12 protein-coding genes are annotated in these 15776 nt (G+C 60.5%); 10 read left to right on the plus strand and 2 right to left on the minus strand.

What is annotated here, in order from left to right; all coding sequences use genetic code 11:
- The first annotated feature begins 111 nt into the window (after positions 1-111).
- Together QC816_RS08765 and QC816_RS08770 are read left to right on the plus strand one after the other, a co-directional pair.
- On the plus strand, positions 112-1527 hold the full coding sequence (locus tag QC816_RS08765) for an APC family permease (RefSeq protein ID WP_085919725.1): 1416 nt from the start codon (positions 112-114) through the stop codon (positions 1525-1527).
- A gap of 57 nt (positions 1528-1584) precedes the next feature.
- Entirely contained in the window at positions 1585-3036 is a 1452-nt protein-coding gene (locus tag QC816_RS08770; RefSeq protein ID WP_085919726.1) for an NAD-dependent succinate-semialdehyde dehydrogenase, read from the plus strand.
- Between the two features lie 34 nt (positions 3037-3070).
- On the opposite strand, the gene QC816_RS08775 is transcribed toward QC816_RS08770, so the two are convergent.
- Entirely contained in the window at positions 3071-4651 is a 1581-nt protein-coding gene (locus QC816_RS08775; RefSeq protein WP_309781633.1) for a cryptochrome/deoxyribodipyrimidine photo-lyase family protein, read from the minus strand.
- A 123-nt stretch (positions 4652-4774) separates the two neighbouring features.
- Here QC816_RS08775 and hmuQ point away from each other — a divergent pair, with 123 nt between their 5' ends.
- From hmuQ to etfB, 8 genes are all read left to right on the plus strand, one after another.
- Positions 4775-5077, plus strand: a complete 303-nt coding sequence (gene hmuQ, locus QC816_RS08780) for a heme-degrading protein HmuQ (RefSeq protein WP_066314808.1) — start codon at positions 4775-4777, stop codon at positions 5075-5077.
- Positions 5078-5369: 292 nt separating this feature from the next.
- Positions 5370-6512 carry a choline metabolism transcriptional regulator GbdR gene (gbdR, locus tag QC816_RS08785; RefSeq protein ID WP_085919728.1) on the plus strand — a complete coding sequence of 381 codons (1143 nt, stop codon included), beginning with the start codon at positions 5370-5372 and terminating at the stop codon, positions 6510-6512.
- 233 nt (positions 6513-6745) lie between these two features.
- Complete coding sequence (locus QC816_RS08790; protein WP_268901682.1) at positions 6746-7723, plus strand: dipeptidase; 978 nt, start codon at positions 6746-6748, stop codon at positions 7721-7723.
- Between the two features lie 187 nt (positions 7724-7910).
- Positions 7911-8456: a DUF5943 domain-containing protein gene (locus tag QC816_RS08795; RefSeq protein ID WP_085919730.1), complete on the plus strand. Its 546-nt coding sequence runs from the start codon at positions 7911-7913 to the stop codon at positions 8454-8456.
- 24 nt (positions 8457-8480) lie between these two features.
- Positions 8481-10565, plus strand: a complete 2085-nt coding sequence (dgcA, locus tag QC816_RS08800; RefSeq protein WP_309781637.1) for a dimethylglycine demethylation protein DgcA — start codon at positions 8481-8483, stop codon at positions 10563-10565.
- A gap of 145 nt (positions 10566-10710) precedes the next feature.
- The gene (locus QC816_RS08805; protein ID WP_309781640.1) at positions 10711-12726 is read left to right on the plus strand and encodes a (Fe-S)-binding protein; all 2016 of its coding nucleotides are present in this window, start codon (positions 10711-10713) and stop codon (positions 12724-12726) included.
- Positions 12723-14012 carry an electron transfer flavoprotein subunit alpha gene (etfA, locus tag QC816_RS08810; RefSeq protein WP_264824745.1) on the plus strand — a complete coding sequence of 430 codons (1290 nt, stop codon included), beginning with the start codon at positions 12723-12725 and terminating at the stop codon, positions 14010-14012. The genes QC816_RS08805 and etfA overlap by 4 nt, the downstream gene beginning before the upstream one ends.
- The gene (gene etfB, locus QC816_RS08815) at positions 14002-14811 is read left to right on the plus strand and encodes an electron transfer flavoprotein subunit beta (RefSeq protein WP_309781643.1); all 810 of its coding nucleotides are present in this window, start codon (positions 14002-14004) and stop codon (positions 14809-14811) included. Before etfA ends, etfB begins: the two co-directional genes overlap by 11 nt.
- Positions 14812-14886: 75 nt before the next feature.
- On the opposite strand, the gene QC816_RS08820 is transcribed toward etfB, so the two are convergent.
- Entirely contained in the window at positions 14887-15774 is an 888-nt protein-coding gene (locus QC816_RS08820; RefSeq protein WP_309781645.1) for a DMT family transporter, read from the minus strand.
- Positions 15775-15776: the final 2 nt, after the last annotated feature.

Consider the following 15776-nt stretch of genomic DNA (forward strand, 5'->3'; position numbering starts at 1 on the left):
GTGTTCTGTCTGCCGCCTGCTAGCGTGCGGCTATACTGTTTTCGACAGGATTCGGATACTGCGCCTCAGAGCGCCGATGATAACCTCCAATAACTTGCAGGACTCTGTGCTATGACAACGTCTTCTTCAGAACAAGCCAAGCTCGTCCGGGTGCTGGCCCGCGGTGACGTATTAGCCCTGGCATTTGGTGCCATGATCGGTTGGGGCTGGATTGTCCTCACCGGTACCGCGATTCAGTCAGCCGGCAGCGTCGGTGCCATTCTAGCTTTTATTGTCGGCGGGTTAGCGATTGTACTCGTCGGCCTGACCTATGCGGAGCTGGCCTCGGCCATGCCCAAAGTCGGCGGCGAGCATGTCTATAGCTACCGGGCGCTAGGTCATTGGCCCTCTTTCTTCTGTACCTGGGCTATCATATTGGGCTATTTGAGCGTGGTGGCGTTCGAGGCGGTGGCCTTGCCGACGGTCGTCGAGCACTTGGCGCCAAATTACGCAGTGGGGCACCTCTGGACCATCGCCGGGTGGGAAGTCAAAGCTACCTGGGTCGCGGTGGGCGTGGGCGGCTCGATTGCCATGATGATCATCAACTACTTCGGCGTGAGTACCGCGGCACTGCTGCAGAAAATTGTCACTGGCGTCATTCTGTTGGTCGGGGTAATGTTCGTCACCGGCTCGCTGTTTGAGGGCAATACCGCCAACATGATGCCGCTGTTTTCGCAGTCTGAAGGCAGTGTCATGGCCGGGGTTATTGCGGTCATCGTGATGGTGCCGTTTCTGTTTGTCGGCTTTGATGTCATTCCGCAGGCTGCCGAAGAGATCAATTTGCCGTACAAGGCAATCGGCAAGGTGCTGATGGTATCGGTGATTCTGGCTGTGGTGTGGTATTCGCTGATTATTCTGGCCACCAGCCTGGCCCTGGATAGTGACGCGATCGCCGCCAGTTCGCTCAGCGTACCCGATGCCATGGAACGTCTATTTAATGCTTCGTGGGCCGGTAACCTGATGGTGATAGCCGGTATTGCGGGTATCATTACCAGTTGGAATGCTTTCTACATTGGTGGCTCGCGGGCCATTTATGCGCTTGCCAATGCGGGCATGTTGCCTGCCACGTTCGCCAAGCTGCACCCCCGCTATAGAACGCCCACCAACGCTATCTTCCTGATGGGCTTTCTTTCCTGCCTGGCGCCTCTTTTCGGCCGCCCTGCGCTTGTGTGGATCGTCAATGCGGGTGGGCTGGGGATTGTGCTGGCGTACCTGTTTGTGGCGGTGTCCTTCATGGTCTTGCGCGTACGCGAGCCGGATATGCCCCGTCCTTTCAAGGTAAGCAACGGCAAGCTGTGCGGCACGCTGGCGATCATCCTGTCCTTCGGTATGGCGTGTCTCTATCTACCGGGTAGCCCGGCGGCGCTGGGCGTCGCGGAATGGACGATCCTTGCCGTTTGGGCATTGCTCGGCATCGGCTTTTATATCCACGCGCTGCGTACCTATGGGCGTGACTATAGCGATCGCCATATGCAAGCGGATCTATAAACCTTTGCCAAGTCGTCGAGATATATTTTCAAGACCAGGGCTTTTCAGGAGCAATATATGAGTTTTATCGAACAGTGGTTGCATGATGGCGTACCTGCCTTGGTGGGCGGCGAATGGCGTAAGGGCCAGCAGACCTTCTTGGTGGATAACCCCGCCACCGGCGAGACAATCGCCCAGGTGGCCGATTTAGGCGCCGACGATACCCGTGATGCCGTAGCGGCCGCCTACGATGCCGGGCCTGCCTGGCGCGCGACACCAGCGAAACAGCGCTCGGCACTGCTGCGCCGCTGGTTTGAGCTGATCCATGAGCACGCCGATGATCTGGCACGTCTGATGACTCTCGAGCAGGGCAAGCCGCTGGCGGAAGCCAAGGGGGAAGTCATCTATGGCGCCTCCTTTATCGAGTTCTTCGCCGAAGAAGCCAAGCGTATGGCCGGGGAAACCCTGCCCAGCCACGGCGCGGACAAGCGCCTTCTGGTACTGCGCGAGCCGGTCGGTGTGGTCGCTGCCATCACTCCTTGGAACTTCCCGCTGGCGATGATTACCCGCAAGTGCGCCCCGGCCCTGGCCGCGGGCTGCACCGTGGTTATCAAGCCCGCTGAAGCCACACCTCTCACCGCCCTGGCGGCAGCGTACCTGGCGCTGGAAGCGGGCTTGCCGACGGGCACCATCAATGTGGTGACGGCATCGAAACCGGCAGCGGTGGGTGAGGTACTGACCACTGATCCACGGGTGCGCAAAGTCTCGTTTACCGGCTCTACCCCGGTGGGCAAACACCTGCTTGCCCAGTGCGCCAGCACAGTGAAGAAAACCGCCATGGAACTGGGCGGCAACGCACCCTTTATCGTCTTTGACGACGCCGATATCGATGCCGCCGTGGATGGCGCGATAGCGTCTAAATTCCGTAACACCGGGCAGACCTGTGTGTGCACCAATCGCTTCCTGGTGCAGGACGGTATTTATGAGGCGTTCGTCAGCAAGCTCACCGAGCGTGTCAATGCCCTGAAAGTCGGCGATGGCCTGACCGAGGGCAGCGTCATCGGCCCGCTGATCAACCAGGCGGCAGTCGACAAAGTTCAGCGCCATGTAGACGACGCCTTGAGCCATGGCGCGCGCCTGTTGTGCGGTGGCAAGCCTCACGCCGCCGGCGAGCGTTTCTTTACCCCCACGGTACTGGCGGACGTGACCACCCAAATGGCCGTGGCCGATGAAGAGACCTTTGGCCCGGTGGCGCCGGTGTTCCGTTTCCAGCGCGATGAAGAAGCTATCCAGATGGCCAACGACACGCCCTTTGGTTTATCCGCATACTTTTACGCCACGGATTATCGCCGCATCTGGCATACCATGGAGCAGTTGGAGTACGGCATGGTCGGCGTCAATGAGGGACTTATCTCAACCGAGCTGGCGCCGTTCGGCGGTGTGAAAGAGTCTGGCCTTGGCCGCGAAGGCTCCCACCATGGTCTGGATGAGTTCACCGAGCTCAAGTACGTCTGCGTGGGCGGCTTATAAGGCAGCATTGTTTTAAGACATTGCTAACCAGTGGCTAAACGTTATCGAGCCCGCCATCGTCAAACAGCGAGAGTTGCTGGCGATTGGCGGGTTTTGCTTTTTTAGCGCGTTTAGCAAATGGTCGTCTCTGGCTGGCAAGCTTATCCACAATGGCCTGGCTGTCTTCTCTTGCCTCGGGCGTGCGCCTGAGGTCATACAGCATCTTCTTCCAGTGGCGCGCCTCGGCTTCAAAGTCGTGGGGCAGCGGGTAGTGTTCGCCGGGCTGAAAACCGAACCGCCGACGCAGGCTTTCGGGCAGTGCCCAGGGCTTGGCGCGCCACTCTAACGGCAGTGCCGTTAATTCGGGCACCCATCGGGCAACAAACGCGCCGCTGGGGTCATTATCTTCTGCTTGCTTGATGGGGTTGTAGACCCGCAGCGCATTGGTGCCCGTGGCACCAGCCTGCATCTGCACCTGGGGGTAGTGGATACCGGGCTCGAAGTCGGTAAACAGCCGTGCCAGGTGCAGGGCGGGCTCGTGCCAGTGTAATCCAAGGCCAAACGTGGCGTGGGAGATGAGCATGGCGCGCATGCGAAAGTTGAGCCAGCCGGTGGCGGTCAGGCTGCGCATGCAGGCATCCACCAGCGGCACGCCGGTTTGGCCGTTTTTCCAGGCAGTCAGGTTGGGGTGGTCGGGGTCGCGTTCGCGCAGGCCACGCAGCGCGGGGTGCAGCGTCTGGTGCTCCATGCTCGGCTCACTTTCCAGCTTTTGAATAAAGTGGCAGTGCCAGTAAAGCCGCGAGGTAAAAGCGCGCAGGGAGCGTGACCACTGTGAATCTTCTGCATGTTTTTCCCGCTGGCGGCGCAGCGACTGGACCACTTCACGCATGGAGAGCGTGCCCCAGGCCAAGTGGGGCGAAAGCCGTGAGCCAAACTCCCAGGCTAGAAGCGGCTTGGATAGGGAACCGCGATAGCGCCGCCCGCGTTGAGTGACAAAACTGCGCCATAGCGCACGTCCTTCGTTGCGGCCGCCTGGCTGACGCTCTGGGCAGGGCGTGGTATCGAAACCCAGCGTCAGCCCGCGAAGCTGCGAGGTGTCGAGGTGGTGAAACTGCTCCCAGCCTTGAGCCACCCGGGCATTGCGCGGAGCAGGTTCCGTGGGCGCTGTCATTAATGTTTCCCAATGTGCTTCCCAGCGGGTTTGCTGTCCGGTACGGCGGGTAAGCCCTCGAATGACGCCGTGTTGGCGGGATTCCTGCCAGGCAATACCGTGTTGACGACACCAGAGATGGACCCTTTTATCGCGTTCAAAGCTCCAGTCATTGCCGGTTTCCTGGTGGGAGTGAAGAACAAGGTCTCCATAGTGCGCTTTTAACCCAGCAAGCAGTTCAACAATACTGCCTTGGTAAAGGCACAGCGGCAGGCCCAGTGTCGCCAGTGCGGTAGAAAGGTCGACAAGTGAATCAGCGGCAAATTGCCAGTGGCGCAGTGCGCTGTCCGGCGTTTGCCACTGCTCGGGTTCGATGGCGAAGACAGGCAGCACGGGACCTGCCATGGCGGCGGTGGCGAGCTGCGCGTGATCATGGATACGTAAATCGCGTTTGAACCAAACAACCTGAACAGGTGCCTTAGCCATACCTTACCTTGGCGGTTGAGGGCTATTCGCCACTAAGGCTATTCGCCGCTAGGCCACGACGTTACCATCAAGTCACCGTTTGCGTAATCAACTCAACAGGACCCGTTCAAAAGGAGAGTCATCATGTATATCGCCATGAACCGTTTTCGCATTGCCCCCGGTCGTGAAGAGGACTTTTTAGAGGTGTGGCGCAACCGTGATTCACATCTGGAAGACGTGCCGGGCTTCAAGCAGTTCCATATGTTGCAGGGTGAAAGCCAGGAAGACCACACCGTGTTTATTTCCCACAGCGTTTGGGAATCGGAAGAGGCTTTCCGCGACTGGACTCGCTCAGACGCCTTTCGCAAGGCTCACGCCAATGCCAAGTCGCCCGAGGGTATTTATCTAGGTCCGCCCAAATTTGAAGGTTATGAGGTGGTGCTCTAAGGCGCTCGTTAATCAGTTATCGCATGGCCGTTTGGCCATGCTTATCCACCCTTCGGTCGAGCCATCACAGGTAGCGGTTTGAAAACGACATCGAGCGTTTTATTTGCGACTCGCCGCCAGATTTTCGAGATAAAATTTGTCGTGTTTTAAACGATTCGTGCCAATATACGACTAAAGAGCAGTACCCATGCGTGAGTGACAATCTGACTCAGCAACGGGAAGCCGAACAACGCCAGCGACACCTATATCAACAAGAAAACTTGATAACTGAAAGGTGACCGAGGTAGGAAAGATGGACTCTCATCAAGCAAATGACCAGACAGCAACACCGAATCGTTCAGGCGAACCTCAAACGCTGGGCTTTTTACTGTTAGACAACTTCACGTTGATTTCTCTGGCCTCTGCCATAGAACCTTTGCGGATGGCCAATCAACTGGCCGGGCGCGAGCTGTATCGCTGGTATACCCTGACCCAGGACGGCTTGCCCGTGCGTGCAAGCGATGGTTTGCAGGTAACGCCTGATGCCTCCATGCATTCCCCGCTATCGCTCGAGTGGGTGGTCGTTTGCGGCGGCGTAGGCCCTCATCGTAGTGTCACCCGCGAGCACGTACGCTGGCTTCAGTCCCAGTCGCGCCAATTGAGGCGTTTAGGTTCGGTATGCACAGGCAGTTGGGCGCTTGGCCAGGCGGGGCTGCTTGATCATTATGAAACCAGCATCCACTGGGAGTGTTTGGCGTCCATGCAGGAGGCGTTCCCCAACGTTATCCTGAACGCCAATCTCTTCTCAATTGACCGTGATCGATTCACGTCTTCGGGGGGCACCGCGCCGCTCGACATGATGCTCCACCTGATCGGTCATGATCATGGGCGCGAGCTGTCGGCGGGTATCTCCGAAATGTTCATCTGTGAACGCGTGCGTAACGAACAGGATCAGCAGCGTGTCCCTCTTAAACACGTGTTGGGCACTACCCAGCCCAAGCTGCTTGAGATTGTGGCGTTGATGGAATCCAACCTTGAAGAACCGATCGAACTCGATGAGCTGGCACGTTACGTCAATGTGTCACGTCGCCAGCTAGAGCGTTTGTTCCAACGCTACCTGCTCTGCTCACCGTCTAAATATTACCTCAAGTTGCGGCTGGTGCGAGCCCGGCAATTACTTAAGCAAACCCCCTTGTCGATCATCGAGATTGCCTCCGTTTGTGGTTTCGTTTCCACGCCCCATTTTTCCAAGTGTTACCGCGAGTATTTCGGTGTGCCGCCGAGAAATGAACGTCTGAGCGGGCTTGAGCGCAAGAGCGATGGGAGCAAGTCACCACCGTTAATCAGACAGTGGGGGAACGGATCGAATGCATTGGAGCCTTCCTCGGGCGCTCAGCAGGCGCTTGCCAATGCACAGGGAGAGCCGACGTTTGCCAGTGTACTGCTGGTGAACTGATAGCCACTGCGTGATCCCCCATAACGTGCTGTCCCGTGTCGGGCAGCACGTTTTTTTATGGCCGCTACTCGCCATGTCAGCGTGACGCTGCGATAAATGTTTTGAAGGTGCGCGACGAGTGGTGGTGTTCGCGACACCATGACGCTTTTGGAATTTCCGCTGTCGTTTCCAAGAGCAGCCCACCCCGACGTCAGCGCTATGCTCGCTACATTCATCAATGTCGGAGCTTAGCCATGTCCCCTACAGAATTGCACGATGACGCTATCGTCATCGATGGTCTGATCATAGCCAAATGGAACCGTGAGCTGCTTGAAGATATGCGGCGCGGCGGTCTGACCGCTGCCAACTGTACGGTTTCGGTATGGGAAGGCTTCCAGGCGACCGTCGATAATATCGTCAGGTCCAACCAGCTGATGGCCGAATGCAGCGACCTGGTGCGTCCGGTGCGCACCACGGCGGATATCACCCGGGCCAAGGAAGAGGGCAAGACGGGCATCATTTACGGCTTCCAGAATGCCCATGCCTTCGAGGACCAGATCGGTTATGTCGAGATCTTCAAGCAGCTCGGGGTGGGCATCGTGCAGATGTGCTACAACACCCAGAACCTGGTGGGTACCGGCTGCTACGAGCGCGATGGCGGTCTTTCCGGCTTTGGCCGTGAGATCGTCGCCGAGATGAATCGCGTCGGCATCATGTGCGACCTCTCTCACGTCGGTGCCAAGACGTCCGAGGAAGTCATCCTCGAGTCCAAGAAGCCGGTCTGTTACTCCCACTGCCTGCCCTCTGGCCTCAAGGAGCATCCGCGTAACAAGTCTGATGAAGAGCTCAAGTTCATTGCCGACCACGGCGGCTTTGTCGGCGTCACCATGTTTACCCCGTTTCTCAAGAAGGGCGTCGATTCCACCATTGATGATTATTGCGAGGCCATCGAATACATCATGAACATCGTGGGGGAGGATGCCATCGGTATCGGCACCGACTTTACCCAGGGGCATGACCATGAATTCTTCGAGTGGTTGACCCATGACAAGGGCTATGCCCGCCGCCTGACGGACTTTGGCACGATCATCAACCCTGAGGGTATTCGCACCATCGGGGAGTTTCCCAATCTGACCGAGGCACTCCTGAAGCGCGGCATGAGCGAGTCCCAGGTGCGCAAGATCATGGGCGAGAACTGGGTGCGCGTGCTTAAGGACGTTTGGGGGAGCTGATGAGCCCGACTCACGCGGCTTTACCGGCGATAGGCCTACGAGGGGGCGCTGTGAATCCCTCCCTGGACGCTACTTTTGCCATCCATGGCAAAAGACCTCCTCTACGGCCTATCCCCGGCGCCGCTCCCCTTGCAGAACGGCTAATTAGCCACTTCATAACAATCAGCAAGATCTGAGGAATACAACCGTGACCAAACTGGCCCCCGCACTGCCTATCGAAGTGGATAGCGAGACCGGCGTCTGGACGAGCGACGCCCTGCCGATGCTGTATGTGCCGCGACACTTCTTTATCAACAACCATGTGGCCGTCGAAGAGGCGCTGGGTGCCGAGAAGTACGCAGAGATCCTGTACCACGCTGGCTACAAGAGCGCCTGGCACTGGTGCGAGAAAGAAGCCGAATGCCATGGTATCGAGGGCGTGGCCGTCTTCGAACACTACATGACACGCCTCTCCCAGCGTGGCTGGGGACTCTTTATTACCGAACAGATCGACCTCGAAGCCGGTACGGCGAGAGTGCGGCTGGAGCACAGCGCCTTTGTTTACCAGCTTGGCAAGACAGGAAAAAAAGAAGAGTACATGTTCACCGGCTGGTTTGCCGGGGCCATGGACCAGATTCTTGCCGCGCGTGGCAGCGACCTGCGGACCGTCGCCGAGCAGACACAGAGTGCCGCTGAGCCTGGTTGTGATGTAGGTGTCTTCAACGTTGGGCCGCTGAACGACGCCACCCGCTAATCGCGGGAATGAGGAGAGAAGATCATGGCATTTGACGCAATTTTCGAGCCGATCGAGATCGGCAAGCTGACCATTCGCAATCGCGTGGTCAGTACCGCCCACGCCGAGGTACACGCCACCGACGGGGGCATGACCACCGAGCGCTACGTCAGGTACTACGAGGAAAAGGCCAAGGGTGGCTGCGGCCTATCCATCTGTGGTGGCTCCTCGGTGGTGTCCATCGACAGCCCCCAGGGCTGGTGGAGCTCGGTTAATCTTTCCACCGACCGTATCATCCCGCACTTCCAGAACCTGGCGGACGCCGTGCACAAGCATGGCGGCAAGATCATGATCCAGATCACCCACATGGGGCGCCGTTCACGCTGGGACGGCTTCGACTGGCCGACCCTGCTATCGCCTTCAGGGATCCGCGAACCGGTGCACCGCTCCACCTGCAAGACCATCGAAGAGGAAGAAATCTGGCGCATCATCGGTGACTTTGCCCAGGCGGCTCGCCGGGCAAAGGAAGGCGGGCTCGACGGCGTTGAGCTTTCCGCGGTGCATCAGCACTTGATTGACCAGTTCTGGAGCCCGCGGGTCAACAAGCGCGAGGACGAGTGGGGCGGCAGCTTCGAGGGGCGCATGAAGTTCGGCCTGGAAGTGCTGAAGGCCGTACGCGCCGAGGTGGGGGACGACTTCTGCGTCGGCATGCGTATCTGCGGTGACGAGTTTCACCCGGACGGCCTCTCCCACGACGACATGAAGCAGATCGCCGCCTACTACGATGCCACCGGCCAGGTGGATTTCTTTGGCGTGATCGGCTCCGGCTGCGACACCCACAACACCCTGGCCAACGTGATCCCCAACATGTCCTACCCGCCGGAGCCTTTCCTGCACCTGGCGGCGGGCATCAAGGAAGTGGTCAATGTGCCGGTGATCCACGCCCAGAACATCAAGGATCCCAACCAGGCTCAACGCATCCTTGAAGGTGGCTATGTGGACCTGGTGGGCATGACCCGGGCGCATATTGCCGACCCGCACCTGATTGCCAAGATCAAGATGGGCCAGGTGGACCAGATCAAGCAGTGCGTGGGCGCCAACTACTGTATTGACCGTCAGTACCAGGGCCTTGATGTGCTGTGTATCCAGAACGCGGCGACATCCCGGGAATACATGGGGCTGCCGCATATCATCGAGAAGACCGAGGGCGCCAAGCGCAAGGTCGTGGTGGTGGGCGGTGGCCCCGGCGGTATGGAAGCCGCCCGCGTTGCCGCAGAGCGCGGCCACGATGTCACCCTGTTCGAGGCGGCTGAAGCGCTGGGTGGGCAGATCACCATTGCCGCCCAGGCCCCGCAACGCGATCAGATTGCCGGTATCACCCGCTGGTTTCAGTTGGAGCTGGCGCGTCTTGATGTCGACCTGCGCCTGGGTACCCGTGCCGACGAGGCGACGCTACTCGACCTGCATCCGGATATCGTGGTGCTGGCAACGGGGGGTCAGCCCTTCCTCAGTCAGTACCCGGAGTGGGGCTACTCTGAGGATACCGGGGAAAGCCTGGTGGTCAGCACCTGGGATGTACTCTCCGGCAAGGTGGCACCCGGTAATAACGTGCTGATCTATGACGCCATTTGCGAATTTTCCGGCGTCTCGGCGGCGGATTTTCTCGCCGAAAAGGGCGCTAAGGTGGAGATCGTCACCGACGATATCAAGCCCGGCGCGGCGGTGGGCGGCACCACCTTCCCCACGTACTACCGCAGCCTCTACGAGAAAGAGGTGATCATGTCCTCCGACCTGATGCTGCATAAGGTCTACCGTGAAGGTGACGGCCTGGTGGCGGTGCTCGAGAATGAGTACACCGGTGCCCTGGAGGAGCGCGTGGTCGATCAGGTGGTGGTGGAGAACGGCGTGCGCCCCGATGAGGCGCTCTACTACGCCCTCAAGGACCAGTCCCGCAACAAAGGCCAGGTGGACCTTGAGGCGCTCTACGCCGCCCAGGCGCAGCCCTGCCTGATGGAAGAGGGCGACGTAAATAGCGATGGCTTCCTGCTTTTCCGTCTGGGCGACTGCACGGCGCCGAGGAACACGCACGCGGCCATTTACGATGCTTTGCGAATCTGCAAGGACTTTTGACCAGAGTGAGAGCCGGGGCGCCGGGGGTAGACCGTAGCGAGGGTCTTTTGACAGGGATGTCAAAAGTAGCGCCCAGGGATGGGTTTACAGCGCCCTCGCAGAGGTCTGCCACCGGCGCCCAGCTGCCAAAGATGAGGTGAGCACCATGCTCGAAACGCTCTTGCCGATACTGATTTTTACTGCCCTGGCCCTGGCGGTGATCGGCGCCTTGCGCCGTATACGCCTGTGGCGTCAGGGGCGGTCGTCGCACGTTAATCTGTTCAAGGGGCTGGCGGCGTTGCCGCGCCGTTACCTGGTGGACCTGCACCATGTCGTCGCCCGCGACAAAATGATCTCCAATACCCACGTGGCCACCGCTGGTGGCTTCGTGGCCGCCGCTGTGCTGATGATCCTGGTGCATGGCCTGGGTATCGCCAGCCCGCTGCTGGGTGGGTTACTGCTGCTTGCCAGTGCCTCCATGTTCGTTGGCAGCCTCTTCGTGGCGCTGCGGCGTATCAATCCTCCGGCGCGCCTCTCCAAAGGCCCCTGGATGCGCCTGCCCAAGAGCCTGATGGCGTTTTCGGTTAGCGTCTTCCTGATCACCTTGCCCACGGTGGGCCTGCTACCCGAAGGCTTGCTTGAAGGAAGCGCTAGTTGGTTCCTTGTGGTGGTGCTGGTTGGCTTAGTGGCCTGGGGCCTGGGCGAAATGTTCTTCGGCATGACCTGGGGCGGGCCCATGAAGCACGCCTTTGCAGGCGCCTTGCATCTGGCTTTCCACCGTCGGCCGGAGCGCTTTTCAACCAAGAAAGGGGGCGGCGGCCGTTCAACGGGCCTCAAGGCGCTGAACCTGGAGGACGAGGCGGCGCCACTGGGCGTGGAAAAGCCCGCCGATTTCACCTGGAATCAGTTGCTGGGCTTTGATGCCTGTGTGCAGTGTGGCCGCTGCGAGGCGGCGTGTCCGGCCCTAGCCGCAGGCCAGCCGCTTAACCCCAAGAAACTGATTCAGGACATGGTCGTCGGCATGGCCGGTGGCAGTGATGCCAAATACGCTGGCACGCCTTACCCCGGCAAGCCGGTGGGTGAGCACCAAGGTACCCCCCATGGGCCGATCGTGGCCCCTGCCGCATTGCCGGAGGGGGCGTCGCTGGTGGACGCCGAGACGCTGTGGTCGTGTACGACATGCCGCGCCTGTGTCGAAGAGTGCCCGATGATGATCGAGCACGTGGATGCGATTGTCGATATGCGCCGCCACCTGACGTTAGAACGAGGCAAGACCCCCAACAAGGGCGCCGAAGTGCTCGACAATCTGATTGCCACCGACAATCTCGGCGGTTTTGATCCCGGCTCACGGCTCAACTGGGCAGCGGATCTCAACCTCCCTCGCATGGCAGACCTCCAACAGGTCGATGTGCTGTTGTGGCTGGGTGACGGCAGCTTCGATATGCGTAATCAGCGCACCCTGCGCGCACTGGTCAAGGTGCTGCGCGCCGCCGAGGTGGATTTCGCGGTCCTGGGAGACGAAGAGCGTGACAGCGGTGACGTGGCACGGCGTCTGGGCGACGAAGCAACGTTCCAGTCCCTGGCGAAGCGCAATATTGCCACCCTTTCCAAGTACCGCTTCCAGCAGATCGTCACCTGTGACCCCCACAGCTTTCATGTGTTGGGCAACGAGTATGGCGAGCTGGGTGGCGTCTATGAGGTACGTCATCACAGCACCTTCATTGCGGAATTGTATGACGCGGGGCGGCTGGCCTTCTCGCCCTGGAAGGGCGGCAGCGTCACCTATCACGACCCCTGTTACCTGGGGCGCTATAACGGCGAGTTTGAGGCGCCTCGCAACGTGCTCAAGGCGCTTGGCATCGAGGTCAAGGAGATGGAACGCTCCGGCTCCCGCTCTCGCTGCTGCGGTGGCGGTGGCGGCGCGCCGATCACCGATATCCCAGGCAAGCAGCGGATTCCCGACATGCGCATGAATGACGTCAAGGAGAGCGGTGCCGAGCTGGTCGCGGTGGGCTGCCCCCAGTGCACGGCGATGCTGGAAGGCGTGGTGGATACCAGCGCCGAGGTTCGCGATATCGCTGAACTGGTGGCGGATGCCCTGGTGGAGCGCCCCGCCGGGGAGGCGTCCGGCGCGTCCCGCCAGCCCGCTGCAACGCCGACAGCTGAAGAGGTGATCGTATGAGTGAGACTATTGGCCACAATCAGCGCCGCGATCCGCGTCGCGAGTGGATCGCCCGGAACCGTCTGCATCCCGAGCATGCCAGTGTGCTTGCCGAGATGGGCAACGGAGGCGCCAGTGAGTGGTTTGGGCCCAACGGTGTGGTGCGCAAGAACCCCCGTGCGGTCGGCTTTATCGGCCCCAATGGCATCAAGCGTATTGACCGTAGCGGCCTTCAGCAAGGCGGGCAGGCCGCCGCGACAACAGCGGCTCCTCAAGACAGCCGCCGCACAGTGACGATTGAAGATCCCGCCTTCCTGGTGGCCGTGGTGCCTGATCTGACCGGTGGGCGACTGTCAGGTCACGATAAGGACCTGCTGGGGCTGGCCCGGCAAATGGCGGATGCCGATGTCGACCATCCCGGCGCCGTGGTGGCGATTCTGTTTGGCGAACATAAAGAAGCGGCACTGGGCGACGCTGGTATTGATCGCGTTGTGCACCTGGATGACGAGGTCTACATGGGGTTTGCCCCCGAGGCGCGTCTGGCCGCCTTGAGTGCCGTAGAGCGGGAGATGGCACCACGCTTCTGGCTAGTGCCCGACTCACTGCTCGGTGGCGGCGAGCAGGGGCGGCGCCTGGCCGTGCGGCTGGGCGAGCGTCCAGCGACCCAGGTCTGGCAGGTCGAGGCGGATGAACATAGCGCCACCGGATGGCGTTGTACGGCACGCGGTGCCGCCGGTACGAGCGATATTACCCGCCACCTGCCACGCGTTGTGCTGGCGCTTGCAGAATGCGCCGAGCCGGTCAGCGAGACCCGTCATGCCGCCCAGCCGGTCGAGCTGAACCAGCCTATGCCCGACGTGCTGGGACGTATCGAGGACATGGGCGAAGTCCCTGTCGATCCGGCCAGCGTGTCACTGGCAGAGGCGGAGTTCATTCTGTCGGCCGGGAATGGTGTCAAGGATTGGGAGGGCTACCACCACGCCGCCCAGGTGCTCGGTGCGGCCAAGGGAGCATCACGCGTCGCCGTGGACGATGGGTTCATGGCCCGCGATCGTCAGGTAGGCGCATCGGGCACCTGGGTGTCCGCGCGCGTCTATGTGGCGGTGGGCATCTCGGGGGCCATACAGCATCTTCAGGGTATTCAGACCTGCGATAAGGTCGTCGCTATTAATCTGGACGAGCGGTGCGATATGGTCAAGCGCGCCGATCTTGCCGTCATCGGCGACGCCAGCGAAATTCTCGCCGCGCTGGTCGCACGTGTCGAGCGTTATCGAGAACAGCAGCAGGAGAATCGCGATGCCGCCTAACGTCAACACATTGAATAACGCTGTTCTCAGCGTTGCCGTTTTGGTGTCGGTGGGGCGTCATCCGCTGACCGCGCGGGCGCGGCGTGCTGACCATGATGCTCGTGCGGTGGAAATGGCGCTGTCCCTGGGTGATGCCAGCGTTCAACTCATGCATGCAGGCGATGGTGGTGACGCCTGCGAAGACGCCATGCGTGGCTATCTGGGGATGGGCATCAGCAGGGTCAAACGCATTCAGCAGGACCCGGATGCCGACGTCGTTCCGGCCTTGGCCAACATACTGCGGTTCGCCGCGCCGCAACTGGTGCTGACGGGAACGCGCGCCGAGACGGGAGAGGGCTCGGGTCTGGTGCCCTATCTGCTGGCCGAGACACTCGGCTGGACGGTGGTCAGTGGCCTGGCGGAAATTGAAAGCATCGAGCAGGGTGTCGCCACGGTGCTGCAGGCCCTGCCACGGGGCAAACGCCGCCGCCTGAAGGTACGCTTACCGGCCATCGCCACGGTGGATAGCAGTGCCCCGGCCGCGCGCCAGAGCGCCTTCGGCCCGGCGCGACGCGGTGAGTTGGCGGATTGTGCCTGCGCCAGCGTGACCGATGAACTGCAAACCCAGTGGCGTGTGCAGCCCGCACGCAAGCGGCCCAAACGGCTAAAAATCGTCAAGTCAGCCTCGGCGCGTGATCGTTTCAAGGCAGCGGCGGCCAAGGCCGACAGCGGCGGCGGGCAACTGTTGAACGATGTGACACCTGAACAAGGCGCCGAGGCGGTTTTTACGCTACTCAAGGAGGAAGGCGTGCTGCGTTGAGGTTTCTTTATCTCACAGCATTCAATTGCCTTTTAAGCTCGCCCTCCGCGGCGGGCTTTTTAATGGCGTTACTGGCTATTTGCCAATCAATCCCGGATACAGCTGAAGGCGCTGCCTTTCCAGGTGCAAGCCGCGCCAGGCGTGCAGCACCAGCACCGTGATCACGACCGCCCCTCCCATGAGCGTCGACACACCAGGCGTCTCGCCCAATAGCCACCAGACCCAGAGCGTGCCCAGTGCGGTTTCGACCAGATAGAACAGCGCCACCTCAGTCGACGGCAGGTAGCGGGTGGCGCTGTTGATCAGCACCGTTGCCAAGGGCATCTGTATCAGTCCCATTACTGCCAGTACGCCATAGCGCTCAGCGTCCAGGGTCAGCGGCGACGCCATGGGCAGGGCAATCGCCGCCGAGAGCAGCCCGCCACCGGCAATCACCGTCATGGGGTCAATCGCTGGATAGCGGCGCAGAAGCGTCAGGTTGCCACCGATGGCCGCCGCTGCCGCCAGGGCGTAGAGGTTGCCGGCCAGCATTCCCATGGCCCCTTTCCCCATGAACACCAGGCCCATGCCCAGCATGCAGACGGCAATAGCCACCAGGGTTCGCAGCGCGACGCTTTCGCCCAGGAAGATCCGCGAAAAAAGCGCGGCAAACAGCGGCGCGGTACTCAGGATCACCACCACGTTGGCCACGTTGGCGTTCATGACCGCCAGCACAAACAGACTGGATATCAGCCCCAGCAGCAGGGCCGAGGCCAGTGAGGAAAACGGATTGCTGCAGAGTGTCGCCAGCCGCTTGCCTGCCCAGCACAATAGCCCCAGCACGCAGAACATCAATAACCCGCGCCAGAACACGATGGTCCAGCCGTCGGTGCGCGCCAGGCGTATCAGCAAGCCGTCGAAGCTGAGGCACACTACGCCCAGCACCACCATGACGAGACCGCGTTGGTAAAGGCTTGCCTGCATTG

Origin of the sequence: Vreelandella janggokensis (genome assembly GCF_031451615.1) — a bacterium.
GTDB classification, from domain to species: Bacteria; Pseudomonadota; Gammaproteobacteria; order Pseudomonadales; family Halomonadaceae; genus Vreelandella; species Vreelandella janggokensis.

What these genes read in the sequence shown, in the direction of transcription:
- QC816_RS08765 (WP_085919725.1), top strand. Translation starts at nt 112, where the DNA reads ATGACAACGTCTTCTTCAGAACAAGCCAAGCTCGTCCGGGTGCTGGCC.
- QC816_RS08770 (WP_085919726.1), top strand. Translation starts at nt 1,585, where the DNA reads ATGAGTTTTATCGAACAGTGGTTGCATGATGGCGTACCTGCCTTGGTG.
- QC816_RS08775 (WP_309781633.1), bottom strand. Translation starts at nt 4,651, where the DNA reads ATGGCTAAGGCACCTGTTCAGGTTGTTTGGTTCAAACGCGATTTACGT.
- hmuQ (WP_066314808.1), top strand. Translation starts at nt 4,775, where the DNA reads ATGTATATCGCCATGAACCGTTTTCGCATTGCCCCCGGTCGTGAAGAG.
- gbdR (WP_085919728.1), top strand. Translation starts at nt 5,370, where the DNA reads ATGGACTCTCATCAAGCAAATGACCAGACAGCAACACCGAATCGTTCA.
- QC816_RS08790 (WP_268901682.1), top strand. Translation starts at nt 6,746, where the DNA reads ATGTCCCCTACAGAATTGCACGATGACGCTATCGTCATCGATGGTCTG.
- dgcA (WP_309781637.1), top strand. Translation starts at nt 8,481, where the DNA reads ATGGCATTTGACGCAATTTTCGAGCCGATCGAGATCGGCAAGCTGACC.
- QC816_RS08805 (WP_309781640.1), top strand. Translation starts at nt 10,711, where the DNA reads ATGCTCGAAACGCTCTTGCCGATACTGATTTTTACTGCCCTGGCCCTG.
- etfA (WP_264824745.1), top strand. Translation starts at nt 12,723, where the DNA reads ATGAGTGAGACTATTGGCCACAATCAGCGCCGCGATCCGCGTCGCGAG.
- etfB (WP_309781643.1), top strand. Translation starts at nt 14,002, where the DNA reads ATGCCGCCTAACGTCAACACATTGAATAACGCTGTTCTCAGCGTTGCC.
- QC816_RS08820 (WP_309781645.1), bottom strand. Translation starts at nt 15,774, where the DNA reads ATGCAGGCAAGCCTTTACCAACGCGGTCTCGTCATGGTGGTGCTGGGC.